The organism is Micromonospora sp. C28ISP2-4 (genome assembly GCF_030519385.1).
GTDB lineage: Bacteria > Actinomycetota > Actinomycetes > Mycobacteriales > Micromonosporaceae > Micromonospora > Micromonospora tulbaghiae.
Window position 1 is genome coordinate 837,078 of sequence record NZ_JAUMKG010000001.1, and the last position, 19,897, is coordinate 856,974.

Below are 19,897 nucleotides of genomic sequence, written 5' to 3' on the forward strand. Positions count from 1 at the left end.
ACGCCGAGTACGGACCTGTGACTCCGCCCACCTCATCGCGCACCCGCCGCGGACCCGGCGACACCGGCGAACTCCTCGGGCTTGCCCAGCACGTCGGCCAGGAGTTGACCGCACCACTCCAGCAGCGCCTGGTCGCGCAACGGCTCGCCACCGATCCGCCGGGTGCTCGGCCGGGGCACGCTGACCTGGTCGAGCGCCTGCTTGTAGACCGAGTCCGGGTGGTAGCGCTTGAGCCGCATCTGCTTCGAGTCGGGCAGCGGCAACGGGCCGAACCGGATGTGCTTGCCCTGCATCGACACGTCGGTGAGCCCGTAGCGGCGGGCCAGCAGCCGGAACCGCGCCACCGCGACCAGGTTCTGCACCGGCGCGGGCGGCTCGCCGTACCGGTCGGTCATCTCGGCGACCACCTCGCGCAGACGTTCCTCGTCGCGGGCCTCGGCGAGCTTGCGGTACATCTCCAGGCGCAGCCGCTCCACCGCCACGTAGTCGTGCGGCAGGTGCGCGTCGATCGGCAGGTCGACCTTGACCTCCGTCTCCTCCTCGGCGCTCTCGCCCTTGAAGGCGGAGACCGCCTCGCCGACCATCCGGACGTACAGGTCGAAGCCGACGCCCTCGATGTGGCCGGACTGCTCGCCGCCGAGCAGGTTTCCGGCGCCGCGGATCTCCAGGTCCTTCATCGCCACGTACATGCCCGCGCCGAGTTCGGTGTGCTGGGCGATGGTCGCGAGCCGCTCGTGCGCGTTCTCGGTGAGCGGCTTCTCCGGCGGGTAGAGGAAGTACGCGTACGCCCGTTCCCGCCCCCGGCCGACCCGGCCGCGGATCTGGTGCAGCTGGGCCAGGCCGAGCAGGTCGGCCCGCTCCACGATGAGCGTGTTGGCGTTCGGGATGTCGATGCCGGACTCGACGATCGTGGTGCAGACGAGGACGTCGTACTCCTTCTCCCAGAAGCCGACCATCACCTTCTCCAGCGCCTCCTCGCCCATCTGGCCGTGCGCCACCGCGACCCGCGCCTCGGGGACCAGTTCCCGCAGCCTGCGGGCGGTCTTCTCGATCGACTCGACCCGGTTGTGCAGGTAGAAGACCTGACCGTCGCGCAGCAGCTCGCGGTGGATGGACGCGGCCACCTGCCGGTCGTCGTACGCGCCGACGAACGTGAGCACCGGGTGCCGCTCCTCCGGCGGCGTGGCGATGGTGGACATCTCCCGGATGCCGGTGATCGCCATCTCCAGCGTGCGCGGGATCGGGGTGGCCGACATGGCGAGCACGTCGACCGAGGCGCGCAGCGTCTTCAGGTGCTCCTTGTGCTCGACGCCGAACCGCTGCTCCTCGTCGATGATCACCAGCCCGAGGGACTTGAACCGGGTGGACGCCTGGAGCAGCCGGTGGGTGCCGATGACGATGTCGACGGTGCCGGCGGCGGCCATCTCCAGCGTCTGCTCGGTCTCCTTCGGCGTCTGGAACCGGGACAGCTGCCGGATCGACACCGGGAACTGGCTCATCCGCTCGGCGAACGTGTTGTAGTGCTGCTGCACCAGCAGCGTGGTCGGCACCAGCACCGCCACCTGCTTGCCGTCCTGCACCGCCTTGAACGCCGCCCGTACCGCGATCTCGGTCTTGCCGTAGCCGACGTCACCGCAGATCAGCCGGTCCATCGGGACGGTCTGCTCCATGTCCCGTTTGACCTCCTCGATGGCGGCCAGCTGGTCGGGTGTCTCCTGCCAGGGGAACGCGTCCTCCAGCTCCCGCTGCCACGGGGTGTCGGGGCCGAAGTTGTGCCCCTTGGACGCCTTGCGCGCGGCGTAGAGCTGGATGAGCTGCGCGGCGATCTCGCGGACCGCCTTGCGGGCCCGGGCCTTCGACTTCTGCCAGTCCGAGCCGCCCATCTTGTGCAGCGTGGGCTGCTCGCCGCCGACGTAGCGGGAGAGCTGGTCGAGCTGGTCGGTCGGGACGAAGAGGCGGTCGCCGGGCTGGCCGCGCTTGCTCGGCGCGTACTCGATGACCAGGTATTCGCGGCTGGCGCCGTTGACGGTGCGCTGCACCAGCTCGACGTACCGGCCGATGCCGTGCTGCTCGTGCACCACGAAGTCGCCGGCCTTCAGCTCCAGCGGGTCGATGGTGTTGCGCCGCCGGCTCGGCATCTTGCGCATGTCGCGGGTGGAGCTGCCCCGGCCGCCGGTGACGTCGTTGCCGGTGAGCAGCACGAACTTCGACGCCTCGTCGACGAACCCGGCGGTCAGGCAGCCGCACGACACCAGCAGCTCGCCCGGCGCGGGCGCGGCGGGCACCTCCTCGGTGAGTCGGGCGCCGAGACCGGCGTCGCGCAGCACCTCGACGGCCCGCTGGGCGGGGCCGTGCCCCTCGAAGACCAGCGCGATCGACCAGCCCTCGCCGGCCCAACGCTTGAGGTCGTCGACCACCCGGGCGGTCTCGCCGTGGTAGAGCGGGGCCGGCTGGGCGGCGAGGCTCACCGCGATGGCGTCGTCGGGGGTGACGTCGACAGCGTCCGGCTCGTCCTCCCAGGGCTGCCGGACCGGCGCCGCGTCCGCCTCGACCAGGCCGAACGGCGCGAGCGTCCACCAGGGCTGGCGCAGGGCGCGGGCCGCCGTGCGTACCTCGGCCAGGGTCTTGAAGGCGGCAGCGCCGAGGTCGACCGGGGCCTGGCCGCCGACGGCGGCCGCGGCCCAGCTGGCCTGGAGGAACTCCTCCGAGGTACGGACCAGGTCGTGCGCGCGGGTGCGGATGCGCTCGGGGTCGCAGAGGAGTACGTGGGTGCCGGGCGGCATGCAGTCGACGAGCAGTTCCAGCGCGTCGGCGCCGATCAGGGCCGGCGCCAGCGACTCCATGCCCTCGACCGGGATGCCCTCGGCCAGCTTGTCCAGGATCTCGGCCAGCTCGGGGTGCTCGGCGGCGAGCGCGGCGGCCCGCTCCCGCACGTCCGGGGTCAGCAGCAGCTCCCGGCACGGCGGCGCCCACATCTGCGCGACGCCCTCGATGGTGCGCTGGTCGGCGACCGCGAAGGTGCGGATCTCCTCCACCTCGTCGCCCCAGAACTCGACACGGGACGGGTGCTCGTCGGTGGGCGGGAAGACGTCGAGGATGCCGCCGCGTACCGCGAACTCGCCGCGCTTGGTGACCAGGTCGACCCGGGCGTACGCCATGTCGGTGAGCCGGCGGGCGACCTCCTCCAGGTCGGCCTCGTCACCGGCGGCGAGTTGCACCGGCTCCAGGTCGCCGAGGCCCTTGAGCTGCGGCTGGAGCAGCGAGCGGACCGGCGCGACGACTACCCGCAGCGGCCCGGTGCGGCCGTGCGCGTCGGCGGCGTCCGGGTGGGCCAGCCGGCGCAGCACGGCGAGGCGCCGCCCGACCGTGTCGGAGCGGGGCGACAGGCGCTCGTGCGGCAGCGTCTCCCAGGAGGGGAAGACCGCCACCTGCTCCGGCGGCAGCAGGCTGCCCAGCGCGGAGGCCAGGTCGTCGGCCTCACGGGTGGTGGCGGTGACCGCGAGGACGGGACGGCCCGCGCCGCCGGCCGGCTCGTCGGCGGCGACCGCTGCCACCGCGAACGGACGCAGCGCGGCGGGGGCGGTCAGGTCGAGCCCGTCGACCTGCGCGGCACCGGAGCGCGCCAGGTCACGCGCCCGGGCCAGCCCCGGGTCGGCCAGGGCGGCGGAGAAGAGTCCGGTGAGCATCAATGATCACTTCCAGCGGATCGACACACGACGAGGACCCCGCGTCCAGCCGGACGGGGGGTGCACCGTTCGAGCCTATCCCCCTCCACCGACGATCCGAGGCCGCCCGATGTTGGATCTTGACCGGCCGTGACCGGGCATGGTGCGGTGGACGGATGGTCGAGTATCGGACGGTCTTCGACGCCGAGGTGGTTTTCTCCAACGGTGGCGGTCTGCGCACCGACGGGTTCCGGCTGGACGTGCCGCACCCGGACGTCACCGACGACGAGGTGGCCGCGCTGCTGGTCCGGCACCTCGGGCTGCTCATGGTCGGCGAGGTGCGGATCACCAACCGGAGCGTCGTCGAGGAGCCGCACAAGGGCGGGCGCGGGGTGACCGCCCCGGCCACCGGCGGCGGGCGGCGCCTGGTCGAGCTGAGTCACGTGATCACCGACGGCATGGTCACGCTGCCCGGCTGGCCCGGCCCGGCGATCACCGACTGGCTGACCCGGGAGGCGTCCCGGGAGCGGTACGCGCCCGGTGTCGAGTTCCACGTCGCGCGGATCGACATGATCGCCAACACCGGCACGTACGTGGACACGCCGTCGCACCGCTTCGCCGACGGCCCGGACCTGACCGGGATGCCGCTGGACCGCCTCGCCGACCTGCCCGGCCTGGTGGTACGCGTGCCGGCCGGTACGCGGGCGGTGGACCGGCTGATGCTCGCCCCGTACGACGTGGCCGGGTGCGCGGTGCTGCTGCACACCGGCTGGGACGCGCACTTCGGCACCGACGGGTACGCCGCACCGGAAGCGCCCTACCTGACCGGCGACGGCGCGCAGTGGCTGGCCGAGTCCGGCGCGGCGCTCGTCGGCATCGACTCGATCAACATCGACGACATGACAGCGGCGGCAGCGGGTCAGCGCCCGGCCCACACCGGTCTGCTGGCCGCCGGTGTGCCGATCGTGGAGCACCTGACCGGCCTGGACGCGCTGCCGCCGACCGGCTTCCGGTTCACCGCCGCCCCGCCGCGGGTCGCCGGCATGGGCACGTTCCCCGTCCGCGCCTTCGCCGTCGTGTGATCCCGCACCCGTCCCGCAAGATCCCTCCGGTGCGCCGAAGTGGCGGGGTCCAGCGCCCGCCGATGCCGCCACCCCGGCAAAGCGGAGTGGATCTTGCCTGTCTCGCGCACGCCGCCCGCCCACCCACTCACCCACCCACTTCGCCAGCGTGTCGGCCCGCCCAAGGTGGTGGGTGGAACGCCACGGGTGCCACACCACGCCAGAGGCACCCACGACGTTCCACTCAGCCGGTGAAGCGGCGGTGGGTGGAACGTCATGGGCGCCAAAGCAGGCCGGAGACACCCATGACGTTCCACCCAGCCGATGGAGCGGCGAGTGAGTAGCGGCGCGGCTGCCAGGAGGGAGGCTGCCGGGTCGAGGCGGTGGAGCAGGCGCTGGAGGCGCGACACGTTGACCGAGCGCATCGAATCCGGCGAGCACCCGCCCGGCGTGAAGCTGCCCTCCGGCACCCAGCTCTGCGCCGAGTTCGACGCCTCCGGCGCAGGTGACTTCGTGCGGGGTCAGTAGCGGACGGCGATGCGGCGCTCCACCGCGTCGACACGGATCTCGCCGCCGTACGGGATGATCACCTGCGGGTCGGTGTGACCCAGGTCGACGTCGAAGACCACCACCGGGTCGTCCGCGTAGGGGGCGAGTGCCGACAGGATCGCCTCCCGCTGGTCGGCGGCCCAGGCCAGCCGCTCCGCGACCGTGTGCGGCCGGTCGAAGTCCCACGCCTTGGCGCGGCCCACCACGATCGCCGGTACGGCGGCGAGCAGCCCCCGCTCGCCCATGTCGCGCACGATCCGGAAGACCTCCTGCGCGGGCGGCAGCTCGTTCGACGTCTCCAGCACCAGCACCGACCCGGCCAGCTCGGCCGCCGACGGAACCCGGTCGGTCGCCATCAGCCAGTGCACGATCTCCAGACAGCCGCCCCACGTCCGGCCCCGCACCACCTCGGCCGGGCCGTGCCAGCGCCAGCCCTCGGACGGGTACATCGGCGGCTCCTCGGCCAGCGCGGCCGGGTCACGCCAGTCGCACGGCTCGTCGCCCCACTCGGGCGCGGCGGTCAGCTCGTACCAGCCGGTGGTGAACAGCGCGGCGCGCAGCGAGTCGAGCGTGAGCGGGTGCGGTTTGCCGGAGCGCCCGAGGTGCACGAGCACCGAGCCGCCGTGGTAGCCGACGACACCCAGCCGGTACAGGTGGTTGAGCACGTTCGTGTTGTCCGAGTAGCCGAAGTACGGCTTCGGGTTGGCCCGCAGCACGTCGTCGTCCAGGTACGGCGTGACGGTGATCAGGTCGTCCCCGCCGACCGTGGCCAGCACTGCGGTGATCGTCGGGTCGGCGAACGCGGCGGTCAGGTCACGTGCCCGGTCGCGCGGGTCGGCGCCCATGACCCGGGTGGTCGGATACTCCACCGGTTCCAGCCCCAGCTCGTCGCGGAGCCGGCGCAGGCCCAGCTCGTACACGTGGGGGAAGAGACCCGGCAGGCCGGCGGAGGGTGAGACGACCGCGACCCGGTCGCCGGGCTGCGGTTTGGCGGGATAGGCAGGCACCGTCATGGTCCGACGCTATCGGCCGGGACCAGCGGTTTTCGCCCGACGAAACCCCGCGAGCCGGGCGTATGCCCGCAATAGGCTGAGGCCGTGGACGACGAGCCGGAGCTGCGTACCCGGGACTGGCTGCCCCGCACGGCGGCGCTGATCCTCGGCACCCTCGCGCTGGCCAGCGCGTTCATCGCCGCCTACGTCGGCGCGCTGCACAAGCCGGACCCGCGCGACGTGCCGGTCGCCGTCGTCACGAGCGACCAGCAGGCCCAGGCCGTGATGTCCGCCGTCCGCGCCCGCACCGACACCGTCAAACCCGTCGGGTACGACAGCCGCGGCGCCGCCTCCGACGGCCTCAACGACCGTTCGGTGTACGCGGTGCTCAGCTCCGCCCCGGAGGGCGGCCTGACGCTCGCCACCGCCAGCGCGGGCGCGCCCGCCGCCACCGAACTCGTCACCGACGTGTTCACCGAGGCGGCCCGGCAGGCCGGTGTGCCACTGGAGGTCACCGACGACGTGCCGGTCTCCGCCGACGACCCGCGCGGCCTGGTCCCGTTCTACCTGGCCGTCGGCGTGGTGCTCGGCGGCTACCTGGCGTCCACGGCGCTCGGCATCTCGCTCGGCACCAGCCCGCGCGACCTGCGCCGGGCCGGACTGCGGATCGCCACGCTCGCGGTGCACGCGATCCTGCTCGGCGTCATCGGGGCGATCCTGGTCGGACCGGTCCTCGGCGTGTTCGAAGACCGCGTGGCGACGGTGGCGGTGGTCGGCGCGCTCGCCGCGTTCGCGGCCGGGATGGTCGCCGCCGCCGTGCAGGGCTGGCTCGGGCTGCTCGGCACCGGCATCGTGATCCTGCTGCTCGTGGTGCTCGGCAACCCCGGCTCCGGCGGCATCTACGCGCCCGAGTTCCTGCCGCCGTTCCTGCGCGGGATGCACCGCTGGAACGTGCCCGGCCTCGCCACCGACCTGTTCAAGTCGGCGATCTACTTCGACCGGCGCGGCGGCGGCTGGGCGCTGACCGGACTGCTGGTCTGGGTGGTCGCCGGCCTGGCCGGTCTGCTCACCGCGACCATGTTCCGCGCACGCCGGCGACCGGAGCCGGATCGGCACGCCGGCGAGCGGGGCTGACCCGCGGGCCGTCCCAGAGTGCAGATCATCACGCCGTCCCCCTCCTGCCCGCCGGGGCCGCGCGGATACCATCCAGAGGAGTCGGACAGCGCTGTCCTTCGTCCTCGCGTAAGGAGCGCAACCGTGACCGACCAGCACGACCACGACGGCCCCGACGCCGCTCTCCGGGCCGACATCCGCCGCCTCGGCACGCTGCTCGGGCAGACCCTGGCCCGTCAGGAGGGCCGGCCGCTGCTCGACCTGGTCGAGGAGATCCGCGCCCAGGTCCGCTCCGACGCGCCGGCCGCCGCCCAGCGCCTCGCCGGGCTCGACGTCACCACCGGCACGAAGCTGGCCCGCGCCTTCTCCACCTACTTCCACCTGGCGAACATCACCGAGCAGGTGCACCGCGCCCGGGACCTGCGCCGCCGCCGCGCCACCCACGGCGGCTGGCTGGACCAGGCGGCCAAGATGATCGCCGAGCGGGGCGTACCGGCCGAGGAGATCGCCGCCGCGGCCCGCCGGCTGGCCGTACGCCCGGTCTTCACCGCCCACCCCACCGAGGCGGCGCGCCGGTCCATCCTGTCCAAGCTGCGCGCCGTGGCCGACGAGCTGGACACCGAGACCGCCAACGCGATCCTCTACGGCGCCAGCGACGAGGGCCCGGCGAACCGCCGCCTCGCCGAGCTGCTCGATCTCATGTGGCAGACCGACGAGCTGCGGCTGGACCGGCCGGACCCGACCGACGAGGCGCGCAACGCCATCTACTACCTGCGGGACCTGTACGCCGAGGCCGCGCCCCAGGTCCTCGACGACCTCGCCGACACGCTGCGCACGCTCGGCGTGGAGACGTCGCCGACGTCCCGCCCGCTGAGCTTCGGCACCTGGATCGGCGGCGACCGCGACGGCAACCCGTTCGTCACGCCGGTGGTCACCCGCGAGGTGCTGCGCATCCAGCACGAGCACGGCATCGCCGCCACCGAGAAGGCGATGGACGAGCTGATCACCGAGGTCAGCGTGTCCCGGCGGCTGCGCGCGGTGTCGCTCGACCTGTCCGCCAGCCTGGCCAAGGACCTGGACGCGCTGCCCGAGGTGGCGCCCCGGTTCCGGCGGGTCAACGCGGAGGAGCCGTACCGGCTCAAGGCGCGGTGCGTGAAGGCGAAGCTCGCCAACACCCGGGAGCGGCTGCGCGCCGGCACCCCGCACGTGCCGGGACGCGACTACCGGGGTTCGTCCGAGCTGATCGCCGACCTGGAACTGCTGCGCGCGTCGCTGGCCCGCAACTCCGGCCAGCTCACCGCCGTCGGGCGGCTGGCCTCGGCCATCCGTACGGTGTCCGCGTTCGGCCTGCACCTGGCCACCATGGACATCCGGGAGCACGCGGAGAAGCACCACGAGGTGCTGGCGCAGCTCTACGAGGCGGTCGGCGAGGTGTCCGACTACCCGGCGCTGTCCCGGCTGGAGCGCACCAAGCTGCTCGCCGACGAGCTGACCGGCCGCCGGCCGCTCTCCACCCAGGACAGTCCGCTCACCGAGTCGGCCCACAAGACGTTCGACGTGTTCGCGGCCATCCGGGAGGCGCAGGACCGGTTCGGCCCCGAGGTGATCGAGTCGTACATCATCTCGATGACGCTCGGCGTGGACGACGTGCTCGCCGCCGTGGTGCTGGCCCGCGAGGCCGGCCTGGTGGACGTGCACTCGGGGCGTGCCCGCATCGGCATCGTGCCCCTGCTGGAGACGCCGGCCGAGCTGAACGCCGGTGGTGAGCTGCTGGACGAGCTGCTGTCGCTGCCCGCGTACCGGGCGCTCGTGGCGGCGCGGGGCGACGTGCAGGAGGTGATGCTCGGCTACTCCGACTCCAACAAGGAGGCGGGCATCACCACCAGCCAGTGGTCCATCCACCGGGCGCAGCGCGCGCTGCGGGACGTGGCCGCGCGGCACGGCGTACACCTGCGGTTGTTCCACGGCCGGGGCGGCACCGTCGGCCGCGGCGGCGGCCCCACCCACGACGCGATCCTGGCCCAGCCGTACGGCACGCTCGACGGCGCGATCAAGGTGACCGAGCAGGGTGAGGTCATCTCCGACAAGTACACGCTGCCGGCGCTGGCCCGGGAGAACCTGGAACTGACAGTCGCGGCGGTGCTCCAGGCCACGCTGCTGCACACCGCGCCCCGGCAGCCGGCCGAGATGCTGGAGCGCTGGGACGCGGCCATGGACGTGGTGTCGGAGTCGGCGTTCCGGTCGTACCGGTCGCTGGTCGAGGACCCGGACCTGCCCGCGTACTTCTGGGCCTCCACCCCGACCGAGCTGCTCGGCGCGCTGAACATCGGCTCCCGGCCGGCGAAGCGCCCGAACACCGGCGCCGGCCTGTCCGGCCTGCGCGCCATCCCGTGGGTGTTCGGCTGGACGCAGACCCGGCAGATCGTGCCGGGCTGGTTCGGCGTCGGCTCCGGGCTGGCCGCCGCGCGGGCGGCCGGGCTGGCGGACGTGCTCGCCGAGATGAACCGGAACTGGCACTTCTTCCGCACGTTCCTGTCGAACGTCGAGATGATGCTGACCAAGACCGACCTGACAATCGCCCGGCGGTACGTCGAGACGCTGGTGCCGAAGAAGCTGCACCCGATCTTCGACAAGATCGAGCAGGAGTACGAGCTGACCAAGCAGGAGGTGCTGGCGGTCACCGCCGCACCGGCGCTGCTGGAGAACTCCCCGGTGCTCCAGCGCACGCTCGCCGTGCGGGACACCTACCTGGAGCCGCTGCACCATCTCCAGGTGGCGTTGCTGCGGCAGTACCGCGAATCCGGCGCGGCCGGGCGGGCGGTGGCGACCGCACCGGGCGGGCGACGTGCCCCGAACGACGGTACGGCGCTGGAGCGGGCGCTGCTGACCACGGTCAACGGCATCGCCGCCGGCATGCGCAACACCGGCTGAGGTGTAAGGAAGGGCCCCCTCTTAACGCCTCGTGCATAAGAGGGGGCCCTTCTTAACGCGTGCGCCCGGCGCGCCGCGAGCGGCGCCCGACGCGCGGCGCCGGCTACCAGTCGCCGCCGCCGAAGTCACCACCGAAGTCCCCGCCGCCGAAGCCACCGAAGTCGCCGCCGCCGTAGTCCCCGCCGCCGAAGTCGCCGCCCGCGTAGTCGCCGCCACCCTGGTCGCCGCCCATGTCGCCGCCCTGGTCGCCGAAGTCCTGGCCGTCGCCGAAGCCCTCCTGGTAGCCGGCGTCGTAGCCGTACCCGGGGTCGGCGAACGCGGGCGAGAACAGCGCGTCCGCGATCAGGAGACCGCCGACCACACCGACGCCCGCGCCGAGGGCGGTCTTCCACCACGGCGTGGAGTACCAGCCGGCCGGCACCGGCCGCCCCTGGAACCGCCCACCCGGGTAGTAATAGGGCGTCGCGTTGCCCGGCTGCGGGCCGGCGCGGAACGTCTGCCCCTGCACGTCGACCTGGCGCTCCTTGGTGAGCGCGCCGGCGCCCTGGGCGGCGGCGAGCGGCGGCAGCTCCGGACCCGGGTCGATGCCCATCGCGGTCCGCGCCGCCCGGATGTACGCCAGCCCTTCCAGCGCGGTCTCCCGGGCCAGCCCGAACTGGCGCGGCGTGGTCGCCTGTTCCAGCTGTGAACCGGCCGCGTTGTACCGCTCACCGGCGTCGGCGAGCGCCTGCCGGACCGCCGGGGCGTCGCCGTGCAGGTTCATCAGCTGGCCGCCGAGCCGCTCGTACCACCGCTGTGCCTCGGCGCGGGCGTCGGCCAGCTCGTTGGACCGACGCGATCTGCTCCCCCACCGCCAGAACACGAACGCACCTCCGAGCAGCAGGATCAGGACCAGCCACAACGCGAACTCCATGACTCGAACGTACCCACCGGGCGCGAGTCGTACCCGTTTGGCAAGCTCTTGGCCATGAGCTTTGCGACGCTGGCCGTGGTGGTGCTCTGCCTCGCCGCGGGCGGCGCGGTGGGCTGGTTGGCCGCGCGGGCGCGCGCGGCGGCCGACATCGCCCGCCTGGAGGCGACGCTCGCCGCCACCCAGGCCGGCGAGGGCCGGCTGGAGCAGTCCATGCGGGCGCTCAGCTACGAGGCCACCGCGCAGTCCCAGGAGGCGGTGGCCCGCGCGGTCGCGCCGCTGCACGACACGCTGCGCCGCTACGAGCAGCGGGTGGCGGAGCTGGAGCGGGACCGCGTCGACGCGTACGCCGAGCTGCGCGAGCAGGTCCGCGCGATGAGCACCGTCTCGGGCGAGCTGCGCACCGAGACCAAGCAGCTGGTCGCCGCGCTGCGCGCGCCGCAGGTGCGCGGCCGCTGGGGCGAGCACCAGCTCCGCCGGATCGTCGAGGCCGCCGGCATGCTGGAGCACTGCGACTTCAGCGAGCAGGTCACGGCCGCGACCGACCACCAGGGGGTACGCCCCGACCTGGTGGTGCGCCTGCACGGCGGCCGGACGGTGGTGGTGGACGCGAAGGCCCCGTTCGACGCGTACCTGACCGCGATGGAGGCGCGCGACGAGCGGGGGCGCGACACCCACCTGGACGCGCACGCCCGGCACCTGCGCGCGCACGTGGACGGCCTGGCCGCCAAGTCCTACTGGTCGGCGTTCGACCAGACGCCCGAGTTCGTGGTGCTGTTCGTGCCGGCCGACCCGTTCCTCGACGTGGCGTTGCAACGCGACCCGTCTCTGTTGGAGCACGCGTTCGCCCGCAACGTGGTGCTCGCCACGCCGGCCACGCTGGTGGCGCTGCTGCGCACGGTGGCCTACTCGTGGCGGCAGGAGGCGCTGGCGCGCAACGCGGCGACAGTCCACTCGCTGGCCCGCGAGCTGTACGGGCGCCTGTCCACGCTGGGCGATCACGTCGGCAAGCTCGGCAGTTCGCTGAGCGGGGCGGTGACTGCGTACAACCGGGCGGTGGGCTCGCTGGAGGCGCGGGTGCTCGTGAGCGCCCGCAAGCTGGCCGAGCTGGGCGTCTCCGACGACGAGCTGGCCGCGCCGGCGCAGGTCGAGCTGGCGCCGAGGCAGCCGCAGGCACCGGAGCTGCTGGGCGCGCCGTCCACATCGGCGGAGAGGTCGACGGACGTCGACGTCTAACACGCCGCACGTGATGACGTAGGCCGATTCTTGTCACGGACTGATCACAAACCCGGGCCGGGTAGTGACACATCTCGTCGTGACACGCAGGATCACCGTCACACGTGCCCTGCCCCTTGAGGGCCCTGTTCTCTGGAGGAAGAGAACGTTGAGTAAACCCCGCACGCGCAGCCGGCGACCGTCCGCCGCGCTTCTGGCCTCGGTCCTCGCGGCCGGCGCCCTGACCGTCGGAGGTGGCGCCGGCACCGCGAGCGCCGCCCCCGCCACCCCACCCTCGCAGCCGACCGCCGCGAAGGCACTGGGCGCACACGACGCCAAGCTGCTCGACGAGGCCGAGGCGAAGAACGCGCCCACCGTCACGATGATCATCGCGGCGAAGAAGGGCTCGGCCAAGAAGGTCGTGGACGGCCTGACCGGCCTGGGCGCCACCGTCAGCCAGCGGTACGACCAGATCGGCTACGTGCTGGCGAAGGTCCCCACCGCGAAGGCGCTCAAGGCCGCCACCCTGCCCGGTGTCGCCGCCGTCGACCTGGACGAGACCATCAAGCTCCCCGACCCGGCGCCCGAGGCGGCACCGAAGGGCGCGAAGACCGCCACCCAGGCCCAGGCGCTGGCCGGTCCGGGCGGTGACACCGGCGCGGTGAACCCGTACATGCCGACGAACGAGACCGGCGCGGAGGCCTTCAAGGCCGCGAACCCGCAGTGGGACGGCCGCGGCGTCACCATCGGCATCATGGACTCCGGTGTGGACCTCGACCAGCCGGCGCTCCAGACGACCACCACCGGCGAGCGCAAGATCGTCGACTGGGTCACCGCCACCGACCCGCTGGAGGACGCCTCCTGGCGGCCGATGCTGACCGACGTCAGCGGTCCGTCGTTCACCACCTCGCTGGGCACCTGGACGGCTCCGGCCGGCAACTACCGGTTCAACGTCTTCCGCGAGAACATCACCGCGAACAGCGACGCTCGGGGTGACCTCAACCGCGACGGCGACACCACCGACTTCTGGGGCGTGCTCTACAACCCCACCACCGGTGACGTCCGCGTCGACGCGAACCAGAACAACGACTTCACCGACGACGAGGTGATGCGGCCGTACAAGGAGAAGTTCCAGGTCGGCCACTTCGGCACTGACAACCCGGCCACCGACGTACGCGAGCAGATCCCGTTCGTGGTCGAGTACCGGCGCAACGTGGACACCGCCCCGGTCGGCGGCCCCGGCCTGGTCGACTACGTCAACATCGGCATCATCGAGAGCACCCACGGCACCCACGTCGCCGGCATCACCGCCGCCAACGACATGCTGGGCAACAGCGCCTTCGACGGCGCCGCCCCGGGCGCCAAGCTGGTCTCCGCCCGCGCCTGCTCGTGGGGCGGCGGCTGCACCGCGGCGGCGCTCACCACCGGCATGGCCGACCTGGTGATCAACCGCAAGGTCGACGTGGTGAACATGTCGATCGGCGGCCTGCCCGCGCTCAACGACGGCTCGAACGCCCGCGCGGTCCTCTACAACGACCTGATCAACACGTACGGCGTGCAGCTGTTCATCTCGGCCGGCAACTCCGGTCCGGGCGTGAACACGGTCGGCGACCCGTCGGTCGCCACCGACGTGGTGAGCGTCGCGGCGAGCATCAGCAAGGACACCTGGCTGGCCAACTACGGCTCGGTGGTCCGCAAGGACAACGCGCTGTTCAACTTCTCCTCGCGCGGCCCGCGTGAGGACGGCGGCTTCAAGCCGAACATCACCGCTCCCGGCTCGGCCATCTCCACCGCGCCGACCTGGCAGCCGGGCAACCCGGTGCCGGAGGCGGGCTACCCGCTGCCCCCGGGCTACCAGATGCTGAACGGCACCTCGATGGCCGCCCCGCAGGCCACCGGCGCCGCCGCGCTGCTGCTGTCGGCCGCCAAGGCGACCGGCAAGGGCGTCACCCCGGCCGCGCTGCGCCGGGCCGTCTACACCGCGGCCAAGCCGATCACCGGCGTCCCGACGTACGCGCAGGGCTACGGCATGTTCGACGTCCCCGGCGCGTGGAGCCTGCTCGCCAAGGGCGTGCCGACCCGCACCTACACCTCCGAGGCGCCGGTCTGCACCGAGCTGTCGCCGAACCTGACCCGCTACGACCGGGCCTCCGGCACGTTCGTGCCGAACCCGAACGTCGGCACCGGCCTCTACAACCGCTGCGCCGCCGACCGTGGTGGCCAGAAGGTCAAGGAGAGCCGCCACTACGAGGTGAAGCTGACCCGTACCAGCGGCCCGAACAAGGGCATCAAGCACGAGGTCGCCTTCCGCGGCAACGACGGCACCTACAGCGCCCCCAAGGTGGTGTGGCTGCCGCTGAACAAGACCGTCACGGTCAAGGTGAAGGCCAAGCCGATGACGGCCGGCGCGCACGGCGCCATCATGACCGTCGACGACCCGGCCACCAACGTCGTCGACTTCGAGGTCGCCACCGTCGTGATCGCCTCGAACCCGGTCGCCGCTCCGGCGTACTCCTTCTCGGCCGACGGCTCGGTGGAGCGCAACGGCTTCCGGTCGTACTTCGTGACGGTGCCGCCGGGTGCGGGCGCGCTCCAGGTCAACCTGTCCGGCATCGCCACCGGCTCGCAGACCCGGTTCATCGCCATCAACCCGTACGGCGTGCCGGTCGAGAGCACCGCCAGCACCGCCTGCTACACCAACTTCTCCGACGCCGCGGTCTGCAAGCCGCAGGAGCGGGACTACCAGAACCCGCTGCCGGGCGTCTGGGAGATCGAGGTGGAGGCGCGTCGCACCTCGCCGGCGCTGGACAACCCGTTCCGGCTCCAGGCCCGCGTGCAGGGCGTCAAGGTGGAGCCGGCCGTGGTCCAGCTCCCGTCGGTCACCGCGGGCACCCCGGCCCCGGTGAGCTGGAGCCTGACCAACACGTTCGGCCCGGTCCAGGTCACCGGCGTCGGCGGCCCGCTGGCCAGCGTCCGGACCGAGCGGCCGAGCATCACCGAGGGTGCCAGCCAGGAGTACGTGGTGGAGGTGCCCGCGGGCGCCACCTCGTTCACCGCCCGGATCGGCAACCCGTCCGACCTGAGCGCCGACCTGGACCTGACGGTCTTCCGCGGCACCACCCAGGTGGGGCAGTCGGCCGACGGTGACTCGGAGGAGGCGGTCACGCTGACCAACCCGGCGCCCGGCACCTACCGGGTCGTGGTCGACGGTTACTCGATGAGCGACCCGAGCACCGCGTACGACTACCGGGACTCGTTCGCGTCCCCGGCGCTGGGCACGCTCTCCGCGCCGTCCACGCCGCTGTCCCTGGCCAACGGCGCCACCGCCACCCTCACCGGTGCGGTGACCGCCCTGTCCACCCCGGCCGCCGGCCGGGAGCTGTACGGCGACCTGGCCGTGACCACCACCGAGGGCGCGGTCGTCGGCCGCGGTTCGGTCGAGGTCGTCTCGGTCAACTGATCCGCTGACACGACGGAGCCCCGTCCCCTCTCGCAGGGGGCGGGGCTCCTTCGTGTCGTCAGGCAGGGCGGGCGGACTCGACCACGAACGGGGTGCCCTGCTGGCAGGTGGTCATCATGCCCGGCTCGGGGCGGCCGGTGACCTCGACCCGGGCGCCGGCCTTGAGCACGTCACGCGGGCCGCCGACGAGCAGGTGGCCGTCGAGCAGGAGGCAGTTCGGCTCGACGCCGGCCTGCACGGTGCCGCTGATGACGGTGCCGCGGACACCCGGCGGGGTCGACGGGCCACCCTTCCAGGAGGGGTTCGGACGGCTCGGGCTGGTGCCGGGGTCGGGCTGGCTGGTCACGGGGGCGGCTCCCGTCGTACTCGGGCTCGGGCTCGGGCTGGAATCGGCGGACCCGTCGCCGGGTGCGGCGCAGGCGGTCAGCGCGAGGCCGGCGAGCAGTGCGACGAACACCGTACGAGGAGTCTTCATGGTCGGTTGGACGCGGCGGCCGGCGGATCCGTTCCCGGTCAGGCGCGGGCCGCGGCGGCGGCCTTCATGTCGCGCTTGAGTTCCTGCGGCAGCGAGAACGTCAGCCGCTCGTCGGCTGTGGTGATCTCCTCGACGTCGCCGAAGCCGCGCTCGGCCAGGTGCGCGAGCACCTGCTGGACCAGTTCGTCGGGCACGCTCGCGCCGGAGGTCACACCCACGGTCCGGGCCCCGGTCAGCCAGTCGTCCTCGATCTCGTGCGCGAAGTCGACCAGGTAGCCGGCGCGGGCCCCGGCGTCGAGCGCCACCTCGACCAGCCGGACCGAGTTCGAGGAGTTGCGCGAGCCGACCACGATCACCACGTCGCACTCGGGGGCGATCTCCTTGACCACGTGCTGGCGGTTGGAGGTGGCGTAGCAGATGTCGTCGCTGGGCGGCGACTGGAGCAGCGGCAGCCGCTTCTTGAGCCGGGCCACCGTCTCCAGCGTCTCGTCCACCGACAGCGTGGTCTGGGACAGCCAGACCACCTTCTCCGGGTCGCGCACGGTGACCTTGTCGACGCCGTCCGGGCCGTCGACGAGCTGGATGTGGGCGGGCGCCTCACCGGCGGTGCCGATGACCTCCTCGTGCCCCTCGTGGCCGATGAGCAGGATGTCGTAGTCCTGCGCGGCGAACCGCCGGGCCTCGTGGTGCACCTTCGTGACCAGCGGGCAGGTGGCGTCGATCGCCCGCAGCGAACGCTGCTTGGCCTGCTCGTAGACCTCGGGGGCGACGCCGTGGGCGGAGAAGATGACCGTGGCGCCCTCCGGCACCTCCTCGTTCTCCTCCACGAAGACCGCGCCCTGGGCCTCCAGCGTGCGCACCACGTGCTTGTTGTGCACGATCTGCTTGCGCACGTAGATCGGCGCGCCGTAGAGCTTCAGCGCCTCCTCGACGGTCTGCACCGCCCGGTCGACGCCCGCGCAGTAGCCGCGGGGGTTGGCCAGGAGCACGCGCTTGCCGGTCCGGGGAGTCGTCTCAGCGTCAGTCACCCGCCCATCGTACGTGCCGCTCTCCCGAGCGGCAGCGGCCGCGAGGCGCACGCGGGCGCTGTCGGCCCCGGGCCGTAGGGTGGGCGGGTGAGCGCGGGAGAGGACGGGCAGAGCAGGCCGGACGGGCAGAGCAGGCCGAACGGGCAGAGCATGGCGGACGGCCGGAGCACGCCGGACGAGCCGTGGCCGGTCCGGGTGGTCAGCCAGAAGGTCGGCGCCTGGATCGCCCGCCTGGGCTGGGTCTGGGTCGACGGCCAGGTGGCGCAGATCAGCCGCCGGCCCGGCGCGAGCACCGTCTTCCTCACGCTGCGCGACCCGTCGGCCGACCTCAGCCTCACCGTCACCACCAACCGCGACGTGCTGGACGCGGGCGCGCCGGAGTTGCGCGAGGGCGCCCGGGTGGTGCTGCACGCCAAGCCCGAGTTCTACGCCGCGCGGGGCACGCTCAGCCTGCGGGCCGACGAGATCCGCCAGGTCGGCCTCGGTGAGCTGCTGGCCCGGCTGGAGAAGCTCAAGAAGCTGCTCGCCGCCGAGGGCCTGTTCGACAGGGCCCGCAAGCGTCGGCTGCCGTTCCTGCCGGGCCGGGTCGGCCTGATCACCGGCCGCGCCTCGGCGGCCGAGCGGGACGTGCTGACCAACGCCCGCCGCCGATGGCCCGCTGTCGACTTCCGCACGATCAACGTGGCGGTGCAGGGGCCGAGCGCGGTGCCCGACCTCGTCGGCGCGCTCAAGGTGCTCGACGCCGACCCGGCCGTCGACGTGATCGTCGTCGCCCGGGGCGGCGGCGGCATCGAGGATCTGCTGCCCTTCTCCGACGAGGCGCTGTGCCGGGCGGTCTTCGCCTGCCGCACACCTGTGGTCAGCGCGATCGGCCACGAGACGGACGCGCCGCTGCTCGACTACGTGGCCGACGTGCGCGCCTCGACCCCGACCGACGCGGCGAAGCGCATCGTGCCGGACCTGACCGAGGAGGTCCGGCTGATCGGCCAGGCCCGGTCCCGGCTCGAACGGGCCGTTCGTCACCTGGTCGACCGGGAGCAGCACCGGATCGACCTGCTGCGCTCCCGCCCGGTGCTGGCCCGCCCGCAGGTGATGGTCGAGCAGCGGTCCGTGGAGGTGTCCGCGCTGCGCGACCGCGCCGGCCGGTCCCTGGAGCATCGGCTGCGCGGCGCCACCGACGACCTGCGGCACACGCTGGCCCGGCTGCGCGCGCTGTCCCCGGCGGCCACGCTGGAGCGCGGCTACGCGATCGTGCAGCGCGGCGACGGCCACGTCGTCCGCGCGGCCTCCGAGGTGGCAAAGGGCGATCCACTGCGGGTACGCCTCGCCGAGGGCGAGCTGACCGCCACCGTCGACGGCTGAGGGAAGAGAGACGATGACCGGGACGAAGCAGGACGAACAGCTCAGCTACGAGCAGGCCCGCGCCGAGCTGGCCTCGGTGGTGGAGAAGCTGGAGGCGGGCGGCACCTCGCTGGAGGAGTCGCTGGCCCTCTGGGAGCGCGGCGAGCAGCTCGCCGGGGTGTGCCAGCGCTGGCTGGACGGTGCCCGCGCCCGCATCGACGCCGCCCGGCAGCGTAGCGAGGACTGACGGTGGGGTTCGGCGCGATCGCCGAACCCCACCGCAGACCTCAGTTGAACAGGTTGTACAGCTCGGCGGGGGCCTCGACGACCTGGTCGGCCGGGGGCTTCTGGGCCGCCGACGCGTTGCCGTAGTCGGTGTAGGTGATCTTCAGATCCTGGGCGGCGCTCTGGCCGGCGGCCGGGATCTTGAGCACCATCTCGCTGAGCCGGCCCTGCGTGTCCACCTTGGCGGTGAACGGCACCGACTGGGCCTGCGCCCCGAGCGCGGTGATCACGGCCGGGTCGAGCGAACCCGCCTCGGCGGCCTTCGACACGTCGACTGTGCCCTCGTACGCACCCTCGCCGGTCTGCCGTACCTCGGTGATGCCCTGGGTGAGCACGGCGCTGCCGGCCGGGTCGAGCTTCTCGAAGTCGAAGCCCAGCGCCCGGTTGCCCTTGATCCGGTTCTGGTCGAGGTGGTGGTACTTGCCGGTGTTGAGGTTCTTCACGCCGGGGATCTGCGCCGCAGCGGTGCCGCCGAGTTCCAGCTTCACCCAGCTGTCCGGCTTGGCGTGGATGAGGTCCAGCTTCATCATCAGGTCCGACGACGGGTCGCCGATGGTCATCCGCATGTCGGCGCTCTGGCTCGGCTCGTGCACCTGCCCCTCGGCGGTGGAGCCAGCGCCGGTCATGGAGAACTTGAAGTTCCCCTCGCGGATCGCGTTCGTGGAGTCGAGCAGAGCCTGCTTGGCAGCGCTGCTGGACGCCGTGGCGCTCGGTGCGACGCTGCCGGAGGCGCTCGGGGTCGCGGAGGCGTCGGACGTCGTCCCGTTGCCGTTGCAGGCCGCCAGGCCGGGAATGAGCAGCGCCGCGGCGAACGCGGTGGCGCTGAAGCGTCGTATCTTCACGTCAACCTCTCCAGGTGGGTCGTCCGGGCT

Annotated in this window: 13 protein-coding genes; 7 read left to right on the forward strand and 6 right to left on the reverse strand. The window is 72.8% G+C overall.

The window, feature by feature from the left end:
• Window positions 1-32: 32 nt before the first annotated feature.
• Window positions 33-3,686 carry a transcription-repair coupling factor gene (gene mfd / locus Q3W68_RS03910; protein ID WP_302904124.1) on the reverse strand — a complete coding sequence of 1,218 codons (3,654 nt, stop codon included), beginning with the start codon at window positions 3,684-3,686 and terminating at the stop codon, window positions 33-35.
• Between the two features lie 155 nt (window positions 3,687-3,841).
• Between mfd and Q3W68_RS03915 the strand changes: the two genes are divergently transcribed.
• Window positions 3,842-4,747 carry a cyclase family protein gene (locus Q3W68_RS03915; protein ID WP_302904125.1) on the forward strand — a complete coding sequence of 302 codons (906 nt, stop codon included), beginning with the start codon at window positions 3,842-3,844 and terminating at the stop codon, window positions 4,745-4,747.
• Between the two features lie 500 nt (window positions 4,748-5,247).
• Here the strand turns inward: Q3W68_RS03915 and Q3W68_RS03920 are convergent, their stop codons facing one another.
• Window positions 5,248-6,288 (reverse strand): S66 peptidase family protein, encoded by a 1,041-nt coding sequence (locus tag Q3W68_RS03920; protein ID WP_302904126.1) that lies wholly within the window; start codon window positions 6,286-6,288, stop codon window positions 5,248-5,250.
• An 84-nt stretch (window positions 6,289-6,372) separates the two neighbouring features.
• Here Q3W68_RS03920 and Q3W68_RS03925 point away from each other — a divergent pair, with 84 nt between their 5' ends.
• Both Q3W68_RS03925 and ppc read left to right on the forward strand, forming a co-directional pair.
• Window positions 6,373-7,401, forward strand: coding sequence for a hypothetical protein (locus tag Q3W68_RS03925; RefSeq protein WP_302904127.1), 1,029 nt, complete (start codon window positions 6,373-6,375; stop codon window positions 7,399-7,401).
• A gap of 123 nt (window positions 7,402-7,524) precedes the next feature.
• Window positions 7,525-10,311, forward strand: coding sequence for a phosphoenolpyruvate carboxylase (ppc, locus tag Q3W68_RS03930; protein WP_302904128.1), 2,787 nt, complete (start codon window positions 7,525-7,527; stop codon window positions 10,309-10,311).
• 103 nt (window positions 10,312-10,414) lie between these two features.
• Here ppc and Q3W68_RS03935 read toward each other — a convergent pair whose 3' ends face one another.
• Window positions 10,415-11,224, reverse strand: coding sequence for a hypothetical protein (locus Q3W68_RS03935; RefSeq protein WP_302904129.1), 810 nt, complete (start codon window positions 11,222-11,224; stop codon window positions 10,415-10,417).
• A 54-nt stretch (window positions 11,225-11,278) separates the two neighbouring features.
• Between Q3W68_RS03935 and Q3W68_RS03940 the strand changes: the two genes are divergently transcribed.
• Together Q3W68_RS03940 and Q3W68_RS03945 are read left to right on the forward strand one after the other, a co-directional pair.
• The gene (locus tag Q3W68_RS03940) at window positions 11,279-12,457 is read left to right on the forward strand and encodes a DNA recombination protein RmuC (protein ID WP_302904130.1); all 1,179 of its coding nucleotides are present in this window, start codon (window positions 11,279-11,281) and stop codon (window positions 12,455-12,457) included.
• Window positions 12,458-12,605: 148 nt separating this feature from the next.
• Complete coding sequence (locus Q3W68_RS03945; RefSeq protein WP_302904131.1) at window positions 12,606-15,896, forward strand: S8 family serine peptidase; 3,291 nt, start codon at window positions 12,606-12,608, stop codon at window positions 15,894-15,896.
• A gap of 58 nt (window positions 15,897-15,954) precedes the next feature.
• On the opposite strand, the gene Q3W68_RS03950 is transcribed toward Q3W68_RS03945, so the two are convergent.
• Window positions 15,955-16,371, reverse strand: a complete 417-nt coding sequence (locus Q3W68_RS03950) for a hypothetical protein (protein ID WP_302904132.1) — start codon at window positions 16,369-16,371, stop codon at window positions 15,955-15,957.
• Window positions 16,372-16,409: 38 nt separating this feature from the next.
• A complete protein-coding gene (locus Q3W68_RS03955) occupies window positions 16,410-17,399 on the reverse strand; it encodes a 4-hydroxy-3-methylbut-2-enyl diphosphate reductase (RefSeq protein ID WP_302904133.1) in 990 nt (329 codons plus the stop codon).
• A gap of 150 nt (window positions 17,400-17,549) precedes the next feature.
• Here Q3W68_RS03955 and xseA point away from each other — a divergent pair, with 150 nt between their 5' ends.
• Both xseA and Q3W68_RS03965 read left to right on the forward strand, forming a co-directional pair.
• The gene (gene xseA / locus Q3W68_RS03960) at window positions 17,550-18,761 is read left to right on the forward strand and encodes an exodeoxyribonuclease VII large subunit (RefSeq protein WP_302904948.1); all 1,212 of its coding nucleotides are present in this window, start codon (window positions 17,550-17,552) and stop codon (window positions 18,759-18,761) included.
• A gap of 13 nt (window positions 18,762-18,774) precedes the next feature.
• Window positions 18,775-18,987 carry an exodeoxyribonuclease VII small subunit gene (locus Q3W68_RS03965; protein WP_018786156.1) on the forward strand — a complete coding sequence of 71 codons (213 nt, stop codon included), beginning with the start codon at window positions 18,775-18,777 and terminating at the stop codon, window positions 18,985-18,987.
• Window positions 18,988-19,027: 40 nt separating this feature from the next.
• On the opposite strand, the gene Q3W68_RS03970 is transcribed toward Q3W68_RS03965, so the two are convergent.
• Window positions 19,028-19,867: a hypothetical protein gene (locus tag Q3W68_RS03970; protein WP_302904134.1), complete on the reverse strand. Its 840-nt coding sequence runs from the start codon at window positions 19,865-19,867 to the stop codon at window positions 19,028-19,030.
• Window positions 19,868-19,897 lie beyond the last annotated feature (30 nt).